This window comes from Shewanella sp. SM20, from assembly GCF_025654545.1.
Lineage (GTDB): Bacteria > Pseudomonadota > Gammaproteobacteria > Enterobacterales > Shewanellaceae > Shewanella > Shewanella oncorhynchi.
Map to the genome: position 1 here is coordinate 54,780 of NZ_JAKKRK010000022.1, position 19,480 is coordinate 74,259.

Annotated in this window: 21 protein-coding genes; 13 read left to right on the forward strand and 8 right to left on the reverse strand. The window is 45.9% G+C overall.

The genetic code is table 11. From position 1 onward, the window contains the following. Window positions 1-429 precede the first annotated feature (429 nt). The 4 genes from pepQ (at window position 430) to hemG (L5M18_RS11065) (ending at window position 4,456) form a co-directional block, all read left to right on the forward strand. Window positions 430-1,752, forward strand: coding sequence for a Xaa-Pro dipeptidase (pepQ, locus tag L5M18_RS11050; protein WP_131524504.1), 1,323 nt, complete (start codon window positions 430-432; stop codon window positions 1,750-1,752). Between the two features lie 27 nt (window positions 1,753-1,779). Beyond that, window positions 1,780-2,394 (forward strand): YigZ family protein, encoded by a 615-nt coding sequence (locus L5M18_RS11055; protein ID WP_263164804.1) that lies wholly within the window; start codon window positions 1,780-1,782, stop codon window positions 2,392-2,394. Between the two features lie 77 nt (window positions 2,395-2,471). Then, on the forward strand, window positions 2,472-3,929 hold the full coding sequence (locus L5M18_RS11060; RefSeq protein WP_105250821.1) for a TrkH family potassium uptake protein: 1,458 nt from the start codon (window positions 2,472-2,474) through the stop codon (window positions 3,927-3,929). Window positions 3,930-3,931: 2 nt separating this feature from the next. Next, window positions 3,932-4,456 carry a menaquinone-dependent protoporphyrinogen IX dehydrogenase gene (gene hemG / locus L5M18_RS11065; protein WP_263164802.1) on the forward strand — a complete coding sequence of 175 codons (525 nt, stop codon included), beginning with the start codon at window positions 3,932-3,934 and terminating at the stop codon, window positions 4,454-4,456. Between the two features lie 63 nt (window positions 4,457-4,519). Here the strand turns inward: hemG (L5M18_RS11065) and L5M18_RS11070 are convergent, their stop codons facing one another. Then, complete coding sequence (locus L5M18_RS11070; protein ID WP_105250823.1) at window positions 4,520-4,828, reverse strand: ArsR/SmtB family transcription factor; 309 nt, start codon at window positions 4,826-4,828, stop codon at window positions 4,520-4,522. Window positions 4,829-5,027: 199 nt separating this feature from the next. On the opposite strand from L5M18_RS11070, the gene hemG (L5M18_RS11075) reads away from it, so the two are divergent. After that, window positions 5,028-5,582 carry a menaquinone-dependent protoporphyrinogen IX dehydrogenase gene (gene hemG / locus L5M18_RS11075; protein ID WP_105250824.1) on the forward strand — a complete coding sequence of 185 codons (555 nt, stop codon included), beginning with the start codon at window positions 5,028-5,030 and terminating at the stop codon, window positions 5,580-5,582. Window positions 5,583-5,636: 54 nt separating this feature from the next. On the opposite strand, the gene L5M18_RS11080 is transcribed toward hemG (L5M18_RS11075), so the two are convergent. Genes L5M18_RS11080 through def form a run of 5 tightly spaced genes read right to left on the reverse strand, consistent with a single transcriptional unit; the run spans window position 5,637 to window position 11,291 of the window. Further along, complete coding sequence (locus L5M18_RS11080; RefSeq protein ID WP_113941395.1) at window positions 5,637-7,079, reverse strand: TrkH family potassium uptake protein; 1,443 nt, start codon at window positions 7,077-7,079, stop codon at window positions 5,637-5,639. 20 nt (window positions 7,080-7,099) lie between these two features. After that, a complete protein-coding gene (trkA, locus tag L5M18_RS11085; protein WP_105250826.1) occupies window positions 7,100-8,509 on the reverse strand; it encodes a Trk system potassium transporter TrkA in 1,410 nt (469 codons plus the stop codon). Between the two features lie 15 nt (window positions 8,510-8,524). After that, window positions 8,525-9,811, reverse strand: coding sequence for a 16S rRNA (cytosine(967)-C(5))-methyltransferase RsmB (gene rsmB / locus L5M18_RS11090; protein WP_263196941.1), 1,287 nt, complete (start codon window positions 9,809-9,811; stop codon window positions 8,525-8,527). A 2-nt stretch (window positions 9,812-9,813) separates the two neighbouring features. Then, window positions 9,814-10,770 carry a methionyl-tRNA formyltransferase gene (fmt, locus tag L5M18_RS11095; RefSeq protein WP_263142849.1) on the reverse strand — a complete coding sequence of 319 codons (957 nt, stop codon included), beginning with the start codon at window positions 10,768-10,770 and terminating at the stop codon, window positions 9,814-9,816. 8 nt (window positions 10,771-10,778) lie between these two features. Continuing rightward, a complete protein-coding gene (gene def, locus L5M18_RS11100; protein WP_263196942.1) occupies window positions 10,779-11,291 on the reverse strand; it encodes a peptide deformylase in 513 nt (170 codons plus the stop codon). A gap of 125 nt (window positions 11,292-11,416) precedes the next feature. Between def and L5M18_RS11105 the strand changes: the two genes are divergently transcribed. The 6 genes from L5M18_RS11105 (at window position 11,417) to hemF (ending at window position 16,454) form a co-directional block, all read left to right on the forward strand. After that, a complete protein-coding gene (locus tag L5M18_RS11105; RefSeq protein WP_105250830.1) occupies window positions 11,417-12,547 on the forward strand; it encodes a LysM peptidoglycan-binding domain-containing protein in 1,131 nt (376 codons plus the stop codon). Between the two features lie 83 nt (window positions 12,548-12,630). Then, the gene (gene dprA, locus L5M18_RS11110; RefSeq protein ID WP_263196944.1) at window positions 12,631-13,647 is read left to right on the forward strand and encodes a DNA-processing protein DprA; all 1,017 of its coding nucleotides are present in this window, start codon (window positions 12,631-12,633) and stop codon (window positions 13,645-13,647) included. Between the two features lie 2 nt (window positions 13,648-13,649). After that, the gene (locus L5M18_RS11115; RefSeq protein ID WP_263196945.1) at window positions 13,650-14,123 is read left to right on the forward strand and encodes a DUF494 family protein; all 474 of its coding nucleotides are present in this window, start codon (window positions 13,650-13,652) and stop codon (window positions 14,121-14,123) included. 119 nt (window positions 14,124-14,242) lie between these two features. Continuing rightward, window positions 14,243-14,806, forward strand: a complete 564-nt coding sequence (locus tag L5M18_RS11120) for a type I DNA topoisomerase (RefSeq protein WP_105253028.1) — start codon at window positions 14,243-14,245, stop codon at window positions 14,804-14,806. A gap of 147 nt (window positions 14,807-14,953) precedes the next feature. Further along, a complete protein-coding gene (locus L5M18_RS11125) occupies window positions 14,954-15,520 on the forward strand; it encodes an L-threonylcarbamoyladenylate synthase (protein ID WP_263183826.1) in 567 nt (188 codons plus the stop codon). Between the two features lie 25 nt (window positions 15,521-15,545). Next, entirely contained in the window at window positions 15,546-16,454 is a 909-nt protein-coding gene (gene hemF / locus L5M18_RS11130; protein WP_263196947.1) for an oxygen-dependent coproporphyrinogen oxidase, read from the forward strand. A gap of 34 nt (window positions 16,455-16,488) precedes the next feature. On the opposite strand, the gene L5M18_RS11135 is transcribed toward hemF, so the two are convergent. Next, complete coding sequence (locus tag L5M18_RS11135; RefSeq protein ID WP_263196949.1) at window positions 16,489-16,926, reverse strand: group II truncated hemoglobin; 438 nt, start codon at window positions 16,924-16,926, stop codon at window positions 16,489-16,491. Between the two features lie 153 nt (window positions 16,927-17,079). On the opposite strand from L5M18_RS11135, the gene aroE reads away from it, so the two are divergent. Together aroE and L5M18_RS11145 are read left to right on the forward strand one after the other, a co-directional pair. Beyond that, entirely contained in the window at window positions 17,080-17,928 is an 849-nt protein-coding gene (gene aroE, locus L5M18_RS11140) for a shikimate dehydrogenase (RefSeq protein WP_263196951.1), read from the forward strand. Window positions 17,929-17,933: 5 nt separating this feature from the next. Continuing rightward, window positions 17,934-18,209, forward strand: coding sequence for a DUF1488 domain-containing protein (locus tag L5M18_RS11145; RefSeq protein WP_263196952.1), 276 nt, complete (start codon window positions 17,934-17,936; stop codon window positions 18,207-18,209). Window positions 18,210-18,343: 134 nt separating this feature from the next. Here the strand turns inward: L5M18_RS11145 and L5M18_RS11150 are convergent, their stop codons facing one another. Continuing rightward, on the reverse strand, window positions 18,344-18,892 hold the full coding sequence (locus tag L5M18_RS11150; RefSeq protein WP_168827558.1) for a gamma carbonic anhydrase family protein: 549 nt from the start codon (window positions 18,890-18,892) through the stop codon (window positions 18,344-18,346). Between the last annotated feature and the right edge of the window lie 588 nt (window positions 18,893-19,480).

Genomic DNA, 19,480 nt, shown 5'->3' on the forward strand with positions numbered 1-19,480 from the left:
CTCTATCTCACAGCAGCTTCGGCCATCATTTGACCAGTTGTATGCCAGTGTGCTTCGAAATTCGATAAATTACAACACCCAATTTAAACGACTGTTTAATTTCTTGTCGGCTAGAGTGATTTTTCACCTTTGTGATACACTGCACAGAGTGTAGAACACCTAGGGTGCGTTAAATCACTTTGCGAATAAATAGGTCTTTGTGGCTGTTTTCCTTAGACGTTTAAACGCTGCAGCCATGCTAGGGTTGAATAGAATTATTAAAAATAATCATGATGTTATCGCTTTAATGTTCTTTATTGAGCAGCCATGTATTTTAGATTGAGTGACAGTTTAACGTTTTGATTGAATCTGTTGTTCATAATCAGATTAAGATTATGTGGGCAAATTTGGCTCATAATATTAACTTTTATTCATTGCAGGAGATGACAAATGGATCAGTTGGCTCATCACTATCGTGCCCATATTGCCGAGTTAAACCGCCGAGTCGCAGAGATTTTGTCTCGAGAAGCCTTGTCTGGTTTAGTGATCCATTCGGGTCAGCCGCATCGGATGTTTTTGGATGATATCAATTATCCCTTTAAAGCAAACCCGCACTTCAAGGCATGGTTGCCAGTGTTGGATAATCCGAATTGCTGGTTAGTCGTCAATGGTCGCGATAAGCCGCAGCTGATTTTTTATCGTCCTGTGGATTTTTGGCACAAAGTATCCGATGTGCCGGATATGTTCTGGACCGAGCATTTTGATATTAAGCTGTTAACTAAGGCCGATAAGGTCGCTGAACTGTTGCCCAAAGACACTGTTAATTGGGCTTATTTGGGCGAGCATTTAGATGTAGCCGAAGTGCTGGGTTTTACCAGTCGCAATCCTGATGCTGTGATGAGCTATTTGCATTACCACAGAACCACTAAAACTGAATATGAGCTGGAATGTATGCGCCGCGCCAACCAAATTGCGGTGCAGGGACATTTGGCTGCTAAAAATGCGTTTTATAACGGTGCGAGTGAGTTCGAGATCCAACAGCATTATTTATCTGCCGTGGGCCAGAGCGAAAATGAAGTGCCCTACGGCAATATTATCGCTCTTAATCAAAATGCGGCGATTTTGCATTACACCGCGCTTGAGCATCAAAGCCCTGCGAAACGTTTGTCTTTTCTTATTGATGCGGGCGCGAGTTACTTTGGCTATGCGTCTGATATCACTAGAACCTATGCATTTGAGAAGAATCGTTTCGATGAGTTGATCGCTGCGATGAATAAGGCGCAGCTGGAGCTTATCGACATGATGCGCCCTGGCGTTCGTTATCCTGATTTACACTTAGCGACTCACGCTAAAGTCGCGCAAATGCTATTGGATTTTGATTTAGCCACGGGTGATGCCCAAGGTTTGGTTGATCAAGGCATTACCAGTGCTTTCTTCCCCCATGGTTTAGGCCACATGTTAGGTTTACAAGTACATGATGTGGGTGGCTTCTCCCACGATGAGCGCGGTACCCATATCGCGGCACCCGAGGCCCATCCATTCCTACGTTGCACCCGCATTTTAGCGCCAAACCAAGTGCTGACCATGGAACCTGGATTATACATCATAGATACTTTGCTCAATGAGCTTAAACAAGATAGTCGTGGCCAACAGATTAACTGGCAAACGATTGATGAGTTAAGGCCTTTTGGCGGTATTCGTATCGAAGATAACGTCATAGTGCATCAAGATAGAAACGAGAATATGACCCGTGAGCTCGGCTTAGCCGATTGATGTTTGAAAATAGATTAGGGCGAATTCGTGCTCGAAAGTTATAACGTTCCCTGTGATGAAATCGTCATTGAAGAAGAGATAAAGCATAGTCGCTTTATCTCTTTTCTCTTTCATTGCGATAGTGTCGATAAATTAAAGTTAGTACTTACTGACATCAAGCGTGACTATCCCGGCGCAAGCCACTATTGCTCAGCTTTTGTTGCTGGCGCACCGGATGATAGCGTCTTGATTGGTTCGAGTGATGACGGTGAGCCTGCTGGCAGTGCAGGTCGCCCTATGTTAGCTGTGTTGCAAGGGGCACATATTGGCGAAGTTGGCGCCGTTGTCGTGCGTTACTATGGCGGTACTAAGTTAGGCGTAGGTGGACTCGTTCGGGCTTATACGTCGGGCTTAAGGCAAGGCTTGATTCAATTACCGACGCGACTCAAACAGTTACGGTATCCCGCCAAGTTGCATTGTGATTATGCGCAGCTGCGCGATGTCGAGCATCTATTACAGCAAGTGGATGCCGTGATCATCGATAAGCAATTTGCCGCAGCGGTCGATATTGTGTTTGAGATAGGGCGAGAGCAACAGGTATGGCTTTGTGAGTCGCTGGCGACACTGAGTCAAGGAAGTTTGAGGCCCGAGTTTGATCTGTGATGCCTGCGTAAATTATGCCAAAATAGCCCAAATGCTGAAAATACCTTTACAGCCAATGGAATAATTGAACTCGCGTAATGCAATATAAAACCATAATTAGAATCATAGGCCTGCTGATTGGTTTATTTTCAATCACTATGCTGCCACCAGCACTGATCGCTGTTTGGTATAACGATGGCGGCGGCACGGCGTTTATGCAGGCATTTTTTGTTAGCCTATTTATTGGTTTTTGGCTCTGGTATCCGAACCGCCACTGCAAAGAAGAATTGCGTACGCGAGAGGGCTTCCTGATTGTCGTGCTGTTCTGGACTGTACTGGGTTCTATTGGTGCCTTGCCGTTTATCTTTTCGAGTCAGCCAGACTTAAGCTGGACAGACAGCTTCTTTGAATCTTTTTCTGCGTTAACCACCACCGGAGCCACTGTCATTGTCGGGCTCGATTTTTTACCTAAGGCCATTTTGTTTTACCGCCATATGCTGCAATGGCTTGGCGGCATGGGGATTATTGTGCTCGCTGTGGCTATTTTACCTGTGCTCGGAGTGGGAGGAATGCAGCTTTATCGCGCAGAAATTCCGGGGCCAGTGAAAGACAGTAAGATGACCCCGCGGATAGCCGAAACCGCTAAAGCACTGTGGTATATCTATTTACTGCTAACGATTTCCTGCGCGACGGCTTATTGGTGGGCGGGCATGAGTATTTTTGACGCCATTTGTCATTCATTTTCGACCATAGCCATCGGAGGTTTTTCGACCCACGATGCCAGTATGGGCTATTTCGATAGTCCTACTATTAATCTTATTTGTGTGTTCTTTTTAATTGTTTCTGCGGTTAACTTTAGCGTGCATTTTGCGGCATTCTCACGACGTGGGATTAACGTTAGAGTCTATTTTAAAGATGCTGAATTTAAGATGCTGGTGGCGATTCAACTTATTCTCACAGCGATTTGTTTCTTCACGCTTTATCGTTCTGGTATTTATGATTCGCCAGAAGAAACCTTAGATCATGCTTTATTTCAGGCTGTCTCAGTTGCCACTACGGCTGGATTTGGCACTGATAGCTTCCATCTGTGGCCATTATTTTTACCCATACTATTAATGTTTTCGAGTTTTATCGGTGGTTGTGGTGGCTCAACTGCGGGTGGGATTAAGGTCATTCGAGTAATTTTACTGCTGCTACAGGGTTCACGTGAATTGAAACGACTTGTTCACCCTAAGGCAATGTTTTCGATTAGGATTGGCTCTAAAGCCTTACCCGACCGTGTGGTTGATGCTGTTTGGGGATTCTTTTCTGCCTATGCGCTGGTGTTTGTGATTTGTATGCTTGCACTCATGGCGATGGGATTAGATGATATTACGGCTTTTAGTGCTACGGCGGCATGCTTAAACAACTTAGGCCCAGGTTTAGGTGAGGTAGCGAGCAATTATGCCAGTATTGGTGATGGAGCCAAGTGGGTATTGGTCGTGGCTATGCTGTTTGGTCGCCTCGAAGTATTTACCTTACTGATTTTGTTTACGCCAACTTTTTGGAAGAATTAATCATGCAGACGTTAATAATCTATTCGACGATAGATGGCCAAACATTGGCAATTTGCCAAAAAATGAAGTCGATTTCTGAACAGGCGGGAGAGCAGGTTTCGCTCGCCACATTAGAGCAGGCGGAAGCGTTGAGCTTAGTGGATTTTGATAAAGTGCTGATTGGTGCCAGTATTCGCTATGGTAAGCATAGACCAGAGCTTTATCAGTATGTGAATCGCCACCATGCTGTGCTAGATACTAAGATTAATGGTTTTTTTACCGTTAACGTAGTGGCGCGCAAACCCTTAAAAAATACGCCTGAAACCAATCCTTATATGCAAAAGTTTCTCAAGCTTTCACTGTGGCAACCCCAGCTGTTAGAAGTGTTTGCGGGCAAGATTGATTACCCTAAATACGGTTTCTTCGACCGGACCATGATACGTTTTATCATGTGGTTGACTAAAGGGCCAACGGATATCACTGGCACTTTTGAGTTTACCGATTGGGTAAAAGTCGATGCCTTCGGTCACCGTTTTAGCCAACATTAAAAACCATTAAGCCCTAATCACTTGCAAGAGGTTAGGGCTTAAATTTAGGCTAATTTTGCAGTGTTAGGCCGCGCAGTAGCGGCTATGCAGAATTGAAATCACTTGGGTGACTTGCTCGTTCTTGAGTTTATAGTAAACAATCTGCGAGCTCTTACGGGTATCCACGAGATCTTCTGCGCGTAATACGGCTAAATGCTGGGATAGGGCCGACTGGCTTAATGGCACTGTGGCGTTGAGCTCGGTTACGCTCAACTCTTTGTCTAGTAATAGACATAAAATCATTAGGCGATAAGGGTTCGCTATGGCCTTGAGCCATTTAGCAGCACTTTCCGCATTAGTTACCATTGCATCTACATCTATATCATTTTGCATAAGGTCACTCACTTTATCGCTTTTGATTAGATAATTCTAATTGAACACATGTGTTTACGCAATCATACTGCTCGGCAATGCAGATCTCAATTTTTGCATCTCAGAATATGAGATACGACTGATTTGTGATCCTATCAGAGGTTTATTTAACGTAACCTTGCCACAATGGTGGTATTACTCAGTGGATCGGAAATTGCCTATGACACGCGTCCTCGTACTTTATTTTACCCGTGGTGGCCATACGGCCAAGATTGCCAGTGCAATTGCCGAGCAATTAAGGTTTCGTGACGCTAAGGTTGACCTCATCGATATCAACAGTGCTGCTGCGACTTGTATTAATTGGCCTGATTATGATGTCGTTGCCTTAGGTGCCTGCGTGCTTTATGGCACCTATGATAAGAGCGTATTTCAATTTATTGAGCAGCATGCACAGGCTCTGGGCGCATTGCCAAACAGTTTTTTCTGCGTCAATGTTGTGGCGAGAAATCCTGAAAAACGTATCCCTGCAAATAATAAATATCTGCAAAAGTTCATTGCGTTATCTCCATGGACGCCTGCTGATCTTAAAATTATTGCGGGCAAAGTGGATTATCCTTCATGGCCTTGGTATGACAGATTGGCGATTCAGTTGATTATGAAGATGACTAAAGGCCCAACTGATCCTAAGTCAGTTATCGATTATACCGACTGGGCAGATGTGAAAGTCTATGCTGATCATCTGTTGGAATTAGCTGACGTTACTGCAACTGCTTAATAAAAAAGGCGCTTAACAAGTTAAGCGCCTTTTTAGTATTCAATCTCTACTGAATTAGTACTTCCAGAAACTCGGGTGGAACAACACCGCCACGGTTAAGATTTCTAAACGACCGAGGAGCATGCCGAGTGACAACGCCCATTTAGCGACATCGGGTAGCGTTGAGAAGTTACCTACAGGGCCAATAATCGGGCCTAAACCAGGGCCAACGTTAGTGACTGCCGTAATCGCGCCCGTGAAACTGGTCATAGGATCGAGACCCGTGAGCACTAAAATCACTGACAAGCCTACAATCACCATCACAAACAGCAGTACGAAAGTGATCAGAGAGCGCACGATATCATCACTGATGATGCGGTTGTTGTAACGTTCCCTAAAGATACCGTTTGGATGACATTGCTGTTTCAATTGCTCGCGCATAATGGCCCCAGCAATTTGAAAACGGAAGATCTTAATCCCGCCCGAAGTGGAGCCAGAGCAACTACCGACAAACATTAAAAACAGGAAGGCGATATTGGCAAAGGCGCCCCAAGCACCGTAGTCCGTTAAGCCATAACCTGTAGTGGTGACTACCGATACCACGTTAAAGCTGGATAAACGCAGTGCATCTAGAAGCTCAATGTCGCGGGTTTGCCACAGCCAGAAGCCAATAGAACAAGATACAAAGGTGAGGAAAAATAAGAAGCCTTTGACCTGAGCATCGTTCCAAATCCGTAGATCCCTTTGCTGTATGGTTTGTACAAACATGAGAAGTGGCAAACCACCTGCTGCCATAAAGAAAATCCCAACCCAGTGTGCAGAGTTGGAGAACGCCGCCATTGAGCTATCTGAGGTCGAGTAGCCACCAGTCGAGAGGGTGGTCATTGCATGATTGATGGCCTGAAACCAAGTCATTCCCGCCAGATGATAGGCAACACAGCAGATACTCGTTAGTAAAATATATATAAAAAATAAATACTTAGCCATACTTTGGGTGCGAGGTACTGCTTTATCGCTCCAATCGGATGATTCAGTGCGGAATAGCCGCATCCCGCCGACGTTTAAGAAGGGTAGAATCGCCACCGCCATTACGATAAAACCAATCCCACCTAGCCATTGCAATAAAGAGCGCCAGATTAAGATACTGTGATCCATAGTATCCAACCCTGAGAGTACAGTAGAACCTGTGGTCGTGATGCCGGACATGGTTTCAAAGAAGGCGTCGGTATAACCAATACCGTGATAAAGGGTAAATGGCATGGCCGCGAATAGGCTTACGATCAACCACGTTAGGCTGGTTAGCAGGAACATATCGCGGATATTGAGGTTAATGCTTTTGCTTTGGCCATTGTGTAAACACAGGCTTGAGCTAATGCCTGTGACTAATGCCGACACCATAAAAGAGCCCACAGTTTCCTCACCTTTGTATGCGGCGAGGAGCAGTGGGATCAGCATGAAAGCTGTCAGCATGGACAAAAACAGCCCTAAAATAAACAATAGCGGTCTAAAGTTCAGCATAAGTTGGCTTACTAAGGTTCTTAGAAGAAGAAAGCACTTGGTTGGAAAAGCTTCTCGACTTCGCCGACAAACTTTTTATTCACTAAGAACAAGATCACGTGATCCCCTTGCTCTATCACGGTTTTGTCGTGGGCCATCAGCACTTCATCATTGCGGACAATGGCACCAATCGTTGTCCCCGGTGGCAACTTAATATCACCAATGGCTTTGCCAACGACTTTAGAAGTACTGGCATCTCCGTGGGCAATGGCTTCAATTGCCTCGGCCGCCCCACGACGTAGAGAGTAAACGTTACAGATATCACCCTGACGAATATGAGTTAATAGTGCCGAAATCGTCGCTTGTTGTGGTGAGATAGCAATATCGATGTTGGCTTCTTGCACTATATCCACATAGGCTTCGCGTTGAATAAGCACCATGACCTTTTTCGCGCCCATACGTTTTGCTAGCAGGGCGGACATAATATTGGCTTCGTCGTCATTGGTGACCGCAATAAATACGTCGGTTTGGTCTATGTGTTCTTCGAGCAGTAATTCTTGATCTGAGGCATCACCGCAGAACACTGTGGTATTTTCCAGCTGCTCCGATAAGGCTTCTGCACGTTCTAATTTATGCTCAATCAGTTTGACCGAGTGGGTGCGCTCAAGGCGTTTTGCTAAGCCTAGGCCTATGTTACCGCCACCGGCGATCATAATGTTGCGGTAGGAGTTATCGAGCTTTTGCATTTCGCTCATGACAGCGCGAATATGGCGACTGTCTGCAACGAAGAAGACTTCATCATCGGCTTCGATAATGGTCGTTCCGCGAGGCATAATAGCGCGGCCTTGGCGGAAGATCGCCGCGACCCGGGTATCAATATTGGGCATGTGTTCGCGAAGTGCCGCTAATGCATTCCCCACCAGAGGGCCGCCGTAATAGGCTCGAACAGCCACTAGGCTCAACCGGCCTTCAGCAAATTCAAGTACTTGCAATGCGCCTGGATATTCTACGAGTCGCTGGATGTAAGCGGTTACTAACTGTTCAGGGGCGATTAATTCATCGATCACGAAGCCGCCACGGGGACGACCATCGCTATTTTTGGTTTCACTGTCGATAAAGAGTTTATCGCGCATCGCCAAATAGGGTTCTGAGCGGATACGGGCAATTTTAGTCGGCGTACCAAAGAGGGTATAGGCAATCTGGCAGGCAGCCATATTGCATTCATCACTATTGGTTACGGCGATAAGCATGTCGGCATCTTCTGCGCCCGCTTCTCTGAGCACATCAGGGTGAGCGGCATGGCCCGCTACGACACGAAGGTCATATTTATCTTGCAGGGCGCGTAATCTGGATTTGTCATAATCGACAATGGTGATGTCATTGTTCTCACCCACCAAATTTTCGGCCAAGGTTCCCCCAACTTGACCTGCACCTAATATGATAATTTTCATGGCCTTGCTTACTTCCTAATCAGTCGCTTTCAATAAACGGGCATAATAAAACCCATCCATATTGTCTTGTCCTGGCGTGATTTGCCAACCTATATCCTGTGGCGAATTTTGCTGGGCAAGTGTGTCTAGCTTAGCATCTACCGTTCTATCTAAAAACGCACTGATCTGGTCGCGGTTTTCCTGCGGTAAAATCGAACAAGTGGCATAAAGAAGCGTGCCACCGGGTTTTAGCCACTTCCAGCAATGATCGAGAATTTGCTGTTGTAGTTCAGCCAACTCTTCGATGTCATGGTTTTTTCGCAACCATTTAATATCGGGATGGCGGCGGATCACTCCTGTGGCTGAGCAAGGCGCGTCCAGTAAGATACGATCAAATTGTCCGCCTTGCCACCATGAGTCTATGTTGGCCGCATCACCATGGATAAGCTCCGCTTTTAATGATAAGCGGTCAAGGTTCTGTTGCACACGCTCAAGGCGTTTGGCATCAAAATCAACAGCCACTAATTTGATACTCGGCTCAAGTTCGAGTAAGTGACAACTTTTGCCACCGGGTGCCGCGCAGGCATCGAGTATTAATTCATTCGCTTGCGGGGCTAATAAGGTCGCCGCCCATTGTGCCGCGCCATCTTGCACTGATGCTGCACCTTCATGAAAGTGTGGCAGTGTGGCGACATCCTTTGGATGCACTAGGAGAATGGCATCGGCACTGCTGCCTTCGCTCGCTTCAATGTCGATTTCGGCTAGGGCTGCGAGGTATTCGGCACGGCTCTGGGATAAGCGATTGTTACGCAGCCACATGGGCGGGCGTTCATGGCTTTGTTGAATGATGTCTTGCCACTGCTCGGGATAGGCTTCTTTTAAGCGCTTAATTAACCAAGCGGGTGTGTTATAGCTTAAGGTATCTGATTCTGTGTTTAGCGGCGATAGCTGGCGCTGAATATTGCGCAGTACACCATTAACCACTTTGACCATGCCTTCAAATTTTAATTGGCGACAGGCTTCGGCGGTTTCTGAAATTGCGGCGTGGCTTGGAATACGAGTGAAGTACAGTTGATAGCAACCTACGATCAGGAGCTGGTGGATAATCCTTTGTTTGCCTTTAAGTGGTTTCGCTAGGCATTCACTGATGCGTTTTTCTATTTGCGGCAGAGTGCGCATCACGCCATAGCAGATCTCGGCAAGTAGGGCTTTATCTTTGCCGCTGGCAAGATGTTTTTGTTGATCAGGCAATGCCACTGACAGTGACACGCCTTTTTCTAATACTTCGAAGATGGCTTTCGCAGCTAGCGCGCGCAAGTTCATGATTATTGTGCCTCGTTTGCGAGGCGAGTATTCGGGCTAAACCATTCACCTCGAGCATTGAGAATATCGGCAACATTGAGTGGCTTTTTCCCCGGAAGCTGCATACTCAGCAGGGTTAACACACCATCAGCGGTGGCGACGTCTATGCCTTTTTTGCTGGCGCTGATAATAGTACCTGGAGCGGCTGTGCTGGTGATTTCGCTGACTTGAGTTTGCCACACTTTTATAGTGTTACCTTGGTGCTCAAAGTAACTCACAGGCCAAGGATTAAAGGCGCGGACTTCTTGCCAGAGTTGTTTGGCAGATTTATTCCAATCGAGTCTGGCTTCTTCTTTACTGAGTTTTTCTGCGTAGTTCGCTAAGGCTTCATCTTGTTTTTCAGCGGCTAAGGTGCCATTTGCCAAACCTTCGAGTGCTTGCAATAGGGCAACGGGACCTTGTTCTGCCAGTTTCTCGTAAAGGCTGGCTGACGTGTCGTTATCTTCGATTGGCAGATAGGTTTTAAGCAGCATATCACCAGTATCTAAACCCACATCCATCTGCATAACGGTTACGCCAGTTTCTTTGTCGCCGGCCCAAAGTGCGCGTTGGATCGGTGCGGCACCACGCCAGCGTGGCAAAATAGAACCATGAACGTTAATACAACCTAAACGCGGTGTATCTAACACGACTTTTGGCAAGATCAGGCCGTAGGCGACGACCACCATGATATCGGCGTTGAGTGCGGCAAGTTCTTGTTGCGCGGGTTCTTTACGTAATGAGCCGGGTTGAAACACTGCAATACTATTGGCGATAGCGAGTTCTTTTACTGGGCTGGCGGTCAGTTTCTTGCCGCGGCCAGCGGGTCTATCGGGCTGAGTGTAAACGCCAATCACATTGTGGTGTGAGTTTAAAAGTGCTTGTAAGTGGCGAGCGGCAAAATCCGGTGTTCCGGCAAAGATGATGTTGAGTGGTTTCAAATCTGATCCTATGCTTCTTTGGCGTCCAATCGGGCCGCTTTTTCAAGTTTTTGTTTGATCCGCTGACGTTTTAGCGGCGACAAATAATCGACAAACAATTTGCCTTTGAGGTGATCCATTTCGTGTTGAATACAAATGGCAAATAACTCATCGGCCTCAACTATAAATTCGTTACCGTGCCTGTCTAAGGCTTTTACCGTGACAAATTCGGCGCGATCGACTTTGGCGTAAATCCCCGGAACCGACAGGCAACCTTCTTCATTGCAGAAGTCACCGCTGCTGGCGATAATTTCGGGGTTGATAAACACTTTGGGTCGTTCGACTTCATCCTGTAAGTCCATGACAATAATTTGTTTATGGTAATCAACTTGGGTCGCGGCCAGACCGATACCTTTTTCTTGGTACATGGTTTCGAACATATCATCAATTTGAGTCTGCAGCTCGGCATTAAACTCTGTGATGGGTGTGGCTTGTGTTCGTAATCTTTCGTCAGGGAATTGTAATACTTTTAATAGTGTCATACATAAACTCTTAACAAGTCTGTCAAATCTCTGCCAGTTAGTTATACTGACTGATGCTAATGAGTTAATTTTAATCTTTAGTGCCTACCAATAACAGTAAAAGCTCAAACTAAGAGTTAAACAACATGGAAATACCCATGAAACGGTTAATTTTACTCGCGTTAATGACATTCAATTGCACGTTTGTTGCCGCAGATACCCTGACGCTTAAGGCGGGGCATCCTGAGTCATATGTAGTGAAAAAGGGCGATACTCTTTGGGATATCTCCGCCGCGTTTCTGAATGACCCATGGAAATGGCCGAGTCTTTGGGATGTAAACCCACAGATTGCTAACCCCCACCTTATTTACCCTGGCGATCAACTCACTCTGGTATTTATTGATGGTCAGCCCCGCCTTGTGCGTAATGGTGCTACTGTCGATAGTGCTAAACCCCATGTAAAAAAGAGTCCAGAGGGACGTGTCATTGCTAAGAGTAATGCTATTCCAGCCGTTGATTTAGCCTTGATTGAACAATATTTAGTGCAGAATCGGGTCGTCGAGACTCACTGGCTTACTGAGCAACCTATGGTGCTGGCAGGTGAAAGTCCATCGCGTCACCATATTGTGGGTGATGTGATTTATATTGATGCTGAACTGCCAATAAACCAAAAATATGGTATTTACGAACGTGGTCGCGAGTTTTTCAATAAAGAGTCAGGCGAAGCGTTAGGACAAGAAGCCATTTTGTCGTCTACTGGGCAAGTGATTGAGTCTGGTAAGGTTTCAAAAATTAAGTTGCTAACGAGCTTTCGCGAAACTAAAGCAGGCTTCAGAGTATTGCCGATGGAAAGTGATTCCTTGATGTCAGCTTACTTTACTCCTAAACCTGCGGAATTAAAGATACCAGCTTTAGTGTTAGCAACAGAATCAAATTTGCGTGAAGCGGGTAAGTTGAATGTCGTGTACTTAGATAAAGGCACTCAGGATGGCGTCGAGCCTGGGGTGGTATTTTCTATTTACCGTGATGGTGAGGTTATTGTTATCAACAATGATGGTATGCCGGTTCCTGCAATTGAACGTACTGCCTATGATAACCTAATGGCGTCAGTCTCTTCGGATCGTGCAGTTAAGATGCCGGATGTTTATCATGGTAAGTTGTTAGTGTTTAAAGTGTTTGATAAGGCGAGCTTAGGTTTGATTGTCTCCACCGAGCGGCCTGTTCGTGTCGACGATAAGTTAATCGCCCCAGAATCTTTAGCCTTAAGAGGTCTATAATCTCTGAAAATTTGGTCGATTGGTTAGTTGTTTGTGCTGTATCTGGGCTAGGACCCGCTCGGATCCAACAATTATTAACGCACATGGAAGTGGACGACCTCAGACAAAGGTTAGAGCATGAGAGACAAGCGCTACCTTTATCTGATCATCTGCTCCATAGCCTTGTTATTGATTATCAAAAAGTGGATGTCGCCCTCGAATGGCAACAGCAAGCCGCCGATCATCATCTGCTTTGCTTCTCTGATCCGCTTTATCCACCATTATTAAAACAACTCTCAGATCCGCCCGCCGTCCTGTTCGTTAAAGGTTGCTTAGAGGCGTTAGCCCTTCCTTATCTTGCGATTGTTGGCAGTCGTAATGCTTCTCCTGGCGGATTGCAGGTCGCTTATCAACTGGCTGCTGAGATGTCCTCAATGGGATTTGGTATCTGTAGTGGCATGGCGATGGGGATTGATGGGGCAGCCCATAAAGCCTGTGTTGACCATCAAGGGTGCACTATTGCCGTACTAGGTACGGGCATAGAGATCATTTATCCACGAAAACATCGACAGCTTTATCATGATATTCAGCGGCAAGGCTGTATACTTAGCGAGTTTTGGCCTGATACTGGTCCCTTTGCGGGTAATTTTCCGAAACGAAATCGCATTATTAGCGGTCTATCTTTAGGTACTCTTGTGGTTGAAGCCTGTCGCAAAAGCGGCTCTTTAATCACTGCTAGGTTGGCGATGGAACAAGGGCGTGAGGTGTTTGCCGTTCCGGGCTCAATCTTAGGTGGTTACCATCAAGGCTGTCATGATTTATTACGTGATGGAGCAAAGCTTGTGGAAACCGCTGCCGATATAGTGGAAGAGTTGGCAAGTTTAACCGCTTTCCACCTTGAAGAATTGAAGTTATGCCACCATATACAGCAAGACGAGATTTGTAATTTGCCATTTTCGTCTCTGTTAGCTAGTGTAGGTTATGAAACTACATCAATTGATGCAGTCGTTGAACATAGTGGAAAAACGATAGATCTGGTGTTAGAACAAATGCTTGAACTTGAGTTGCAAGGTTGGGTAATAGCAGTACCCGGTGGTTACGTCAGAGTAAAGAGGAGCTAGCCATGTTTGATATCCTCATGTATCTATTTGAAAACTATGTTCACAGTGAAGTTGAACTACTAGTTGATGAAGACGAGTTAACCAAGGAACTCACTCGTGCCGGATTTCATCAATCCGAGATTTTAAAAGCGTTAACTTGGTTAGAGCGCTTAGCTGAATTACAAGAAGGGAATAAACCTTATCTTTGTAATCACGATCAGCATTCGTTTCGTATCTATACAAAGGACGAAATGGACAAGCTGGATGTAGAATCCCGCGGTTTCTTGTTGTTTTTAGAGCAAGTTAAAGTGCTGAATGTCGAAACCCGTGAAATGGTGATCGATAGAGTTATGGAGTTGGATGAACCAACCCTGATTTTAGAAGATCTCAAATGGGTTATCTTAATGGTGCTGTTTAATGCTCCTGGCCATGAGTCCGCTTATGAGCAAATGGAAGATTTAATCTTCGAACAGCCCGAAGGCCGACTGCATTCTTAATTGTTGTGAAAGATGAATTATGAGAGAAAGGAGGCTAAGACCTCCTTTTTTGATGCCATAAATTCCTTGATGGCACTGCGCTTGATATCCTAATGCGCTACGACAGGTGGTGAATGATTATGTCTAAGATTGATGAACAATTATTTAGTGCCCACGAACACGCACTGGAAAAAGAATACGAACTTTGCCCTGAATGTGGCAGCGAGTTATCGGTCAAACACAGTAAGCACGGCGGTTTTATTGGCTGTAATAATTACCCTAGCTGTAATTACACTCGACCCTTAGTGCAGCACGAATCCATTGAAACTCAAGTGATTGAAGGTTCTGTATGCCCTGAATGCGGTCACGAACTGGCGGTAAAGTCTGGGCGTTTTGGGATCTTTATTGGGTGTACTCAATATCCTAGCTGCACGCATATTGAAAAACAGGATCAAGCGAGTGATAAGCCTGACATTCCCTGCCCTGAATGCAAAGCGGGTAAGCTTGAGCACAGAACGAGTCGCTTCGGAAAGAGTTTTTATGCTTGCAGTGCTTACCCTAAGTGCAAGTTTATTGTGAATTATCCTCCGGTTGCTGAAGCTTGCCCGAGTTGTGGTTTTGGGATCTTAGTTGAGCGTAAAGGTGCGGCTGGGATGCGTTTAGAATGCCCGCAAAAAAGCTGTAAATACAAAAGACCACTTTAGTTTATTGTGTGGCCTGCATCTTAATATTTGGCCGATGAAAGTGGCTTGCGTATAATCCTCGGTTGACCGCTGATGGGGCGGTCAGTATTCGAATTTATCCAATAATTTGATTGTTGAAATCGACAATACTCAAAAGGTGATCCTAAGATGTTGCAGCTGCACCCATCTGACATAAAAGATATTGTGCTTAACGGTGGTGTTATCGCTTATCCAACCGAGGCCGTTTATGGCCTAGGTTGCGACCCAGATAATGACACTGCTATCCAAAAGTTATTGGCTGTAAAACAGCGCCCATGGCAAAAGGGACTGATCTTAGTCGCCAGTGATTTTCAGCAGCTTTTGGCTTATGTTGATGAGTCGCAATTAACGGTTGAGCAGCTCGAGTTTGCATTTTCCAAGTGGCCGGGGCCTTTTACCTTTGTCATGCCAATCAAAGCGCAGGTTTCAAAATACCTCTGTGGTGAATTTGACTCTATCGCAGTGCGAGTGTCGGCCCATGCTGGAGTACAAGCCCTGTGCCGCGCACTTAATAAACCTTTAGTGTCGACCAGCGCTAACCTTGCAGGTGAAGATCCCGCATTAACTGCCGCTGAAATCCTCGCCGATTTTACCGGTAAAATCGATGCACTGGTATTAGGCGAACTCGGCGAACAACGTCAGCCCTCGACCATTATCGATGCGCGAAGCGGTAAGATTTTACGAAATGGACAATGAGCAAACCAATAATAAGGATAACAAGATGAGTGTGCCTGATGTTGCAGTGGTAAAAGCGTTTTTAATCGATCTACAAAACCGAATTTGTGCTGGTTTACAGGCGCTGGATGGCCAAGCCACGTTCGCCGCCGATTCATGGACTCGCGCCGAAGGCGGTGGTGGTACGAGCCGAGTATTAACCCAAGGTGCAGTGTTCGAGCAAGCTGGGGTTAACTTTTCCCATGTGACTGGCGCTGCTATGCCTGCGTCGGCTACGGCGCATCGCCCTGAGTTAGCGGGCCGTAGTTTTGAAGCTATGGGCGTTTCTTTAGTTATTCATCCTAATAATCCTTATATCCCAACGACTCATGCCAATGTGCGTTTCTTTATCGCTCAAAAAGAGGGTGCCGATCCCGTGTGGTGGTTTGGTGGTGGCTTTGATTTAACGCCTTATTATCCTTTCGAGGAAGATGTGCGCGAGTGGCACCAGACTTCTAAGGATATTTGCGCGCCTTTCGGGGATGAGGTTTATCCCAAGTATAAGAAATGGTGCGATGAGTATTTCTTCCTACCGCATCGTAATGAAACCCGCGGCGTGGGTGGATTGTTTTTCGATGACTTGAATCAAGCAGGATTCGAGCAAAGCTTTAGCTTTATGCAAGCTGTAGGTAATGGCTTCTTAACGGCCTATGCGCCGATTGTCGAGCGTCGTAAAGAGACTGAATTCGGTGAGCGTGAGCGTCAGTTCCAACTCTATCGTCGTGGTCGTTATGTTGAGTTCAACTTAGTCTACGACAGAGGCACTTTGTTTGGCCTACAGACGGGCGGCCGTACCGAGTCTATCTTAATGTCGATGCCGCCATTAGTGCGTTGGCAATATGCTTATACGCCAGAGGCGGGAAGCCCTGAGGCAGATTTGTACGATAACTACCTCAAACCCCGCGACTGGCTTTAGCCATTAATCTTATAAAGTGGATACAGCATCCACTTTATTGATTACGCATATGATCGGCCAGAGTTGAAATCGCCTCATAAATGGCGGCTCGATGCTCTGGCTTATTAATGTGTTCTTCAATCGCAAATTTCATACAAAACAGCCATTGATCCCGCATCGCCTCATCGACGGCGAAATGCATGTGCCGTGCTCGCAATGCGGGATGACCATATTTCTGCTGATAGAGCTGTGGCCCGCCGAGCCAACCACTTAAAAATTCGAACAACTTCTGCTCTGATTCCGCAATTGGCGCTCTATGAATGGCAAGCAGTGTTGTCGTTTCTGCGGAGCTTGCCATCTTCTGATAAAAACATTTGGTGATAGCGCGGATCACTTTTTCGCCACCGATTAAGTCGTAAGCGTTAGATTGGCTCGGATCGCGATCATCCTGCGGTGGAGTGTGTTTGCTAAAAATCTTTTTAAGCCAGTTCATTGGAATAGTCGTTCACTAAAATAGAGAGTATTGAGCCGATGGCGCATTATAGCGTGAAACCCAACGTGAAATTTAGTTGAACATAATTCGTCTTGCCTAGGCTCAAAAGCGCGGTAGACTGCAAAGCCATTAAACCTAAAATTTAATATCGCTATGACAGACAGATACGCAGTGTTTGGCAATCCAATTAGCCACAGTAAATCGCCGTTCATTCATGGACAATTTGCCGCGCCCACCCAAGAGTTATTAACCTATGAAGCCATTCTTGCTCCGGTCGATGGTTTTGAAGCCTCACTGACGGCGTTTTTCAATGCGGGCGGCAAGGGCGCGAATGTGACAGTGCCTTTTAAGGAGCAAGCTTTTGCGCTGTGTGACAGTCTCAGCCCAGAGGCCAAGCTTGCTGGCGCGGTAAACACCTTAAGTTTATTGGCCGATGGCACTATTCGCGGTGATAACACCGATGGTTTAGGGCTGGTGGCCGATCTCATCGCTAACTTAGGCAGCCTGCAAGATAAGCGCGTGTTACTTATTGGTGCTGGTGGTGCGGCGCGCGGTTGTATTCTGCCGTTATTAAATGCGGGAATTGCGCAGATGATCATCAGTAATCGCACTCACACTAAGGCACAGCTTCTGGTCGATATCTTTACTTCGGTGGATAACGGTGCTTTCGCAAATAGAGTCACCGCCGTAGAAATGAATGAGCTTGTGGGCGAGTTCGATGTCATCATCAATTCAACCTCGGCGAGTCTTGCGGGCGAGTTGCCACCTTTGCCAGCACATATCATCACCACCCAAACCGTTTGTTATGACATGATGTATGGCGCCTCGGTCACCGCGTTTAACCAATGGGCGCTATCTCAAGGTGCAGCTAAGGTTATTGATGGGCTCGGCATGTTAGTCGGACAAGCGGCTAAGAGTTTTACCCTATGGCGAGGTATCGAGCCCGACACTCAAGTGGTATTAAATCTTTTGAGGGATAAACTAATGGCCGAGCCTAAGTAGGAAGCATGAATCAAAGTATTCTTTTTCCCGAACTGCAATATTGGGACGACGCCCACAAGCGAGTCTGCTTTATCGCGCAGTCACAGGGGATGAACATTAAGTGCTATATCAGTGTGAATAAGTTAGCCGAGCTGAATGATTTCTCTGAACAGCCGAGTGCCTATGAAGCTGCTGCTATGCTGGCATTGTTTGATGCGGTGAGATTTGATGCCGAAGAAATGGCGGAAGATTTAATTGAAGCCGAAGAGTTTGATGAGTTTGGGGCAGTACACTTAGGCTAAACTTATCGAACTCAGATAGTTTTCTGAATCAGCGAATAGCAAAAGGAGGTAGAGACTCAATGAGTCTCTACCTCCTTTCTTATATAGCTATAGTGACACTAAGCGACTAACTATAAGAGATTAGCTATAAGTGATTAGATGTTCTGTAACTCAACTAAGTATTCGTTTTTCAGTCTGACATAGTTGTCGGCAGATTCTGGCAAAAAGGCAATTTCGGCAGGCGTTAATGGGCGAGCCTGCTTAACTGGGCTGCCTACATATAAATAGCCACTCTGTAATACCTTGCCCGGTGGCACTAAAGAACCTGCACCTAAGATCACATCATCTTCTAAAATCGCACCGTCGAGAATAATCGCGCCCATGCCCACTAATACTCGGTTACCGACTTTGCAACCGTGAAGCATAGCCTTGTGACCAATAGTCACATCATCACCAATAATCAGTGGATGACCATCGGGACGAGCAGCTGACTTACGCGTTACATGCAATATGCTACCGTCTTGTACGTTCGAGCGTTTACCAATACGAATATGGTTAACATCACCACGCGCCGCCACCATAGGCCAAATACTGGCATCAGTATCTAACGCAATATCGCCAACAAGCACCGAAGCTTCATCTACATATACGTTATTGCCTAATTGAGGATGAATACCTTGGTAAGTTCTGAGTGGCCCTGACATAGAAAAGTCCCTAATTGAGTGGTTTTTAGCATTATAAAGGTTAAAAACTAGCGGGTCAGGTCAAATATCCAACGAACAGTGAGGAAATGACAATTATCTTAAAAATAGGGGTTGCGGACTTTCTCAATCTCCCTATAATGCGCATCCACTGACACGGCAGACAGCGAAAGCCAGCTGACGAGTTAAGTTGAATTGAGTCGCTTTTAAGCACTTAATTCAAGCGCAGCAAGAAGTTGTAAAAAACTCCTTGACGCGAAACGGGAAATGCGTAGAATACGCAGCCCTAGCCAACTGGAAGCGTTCGACGCTCAGTGTGGTACTCAAGTTCTCTTACGAATATTGAGTTGCTCTTTAACAAGATAAAACAAGAAATCTGTGTGGACACTCACAGGTGTTGAGTTAATCGAAACTGCTTAACCTTCGGGTTGGCAGTCAAAAATTTAAATCAATGTAACAATGAGTGTTCATAGTAATATGTACAGTTTGTTTCTTTAGTTAGAAACAAAAAATCAGAATTCATTGAGCCGCTGAAGTCGCAAGACGGAAGCAACAAAACTTTAATTGAAGAGTTTGATCATGGCTCAGATT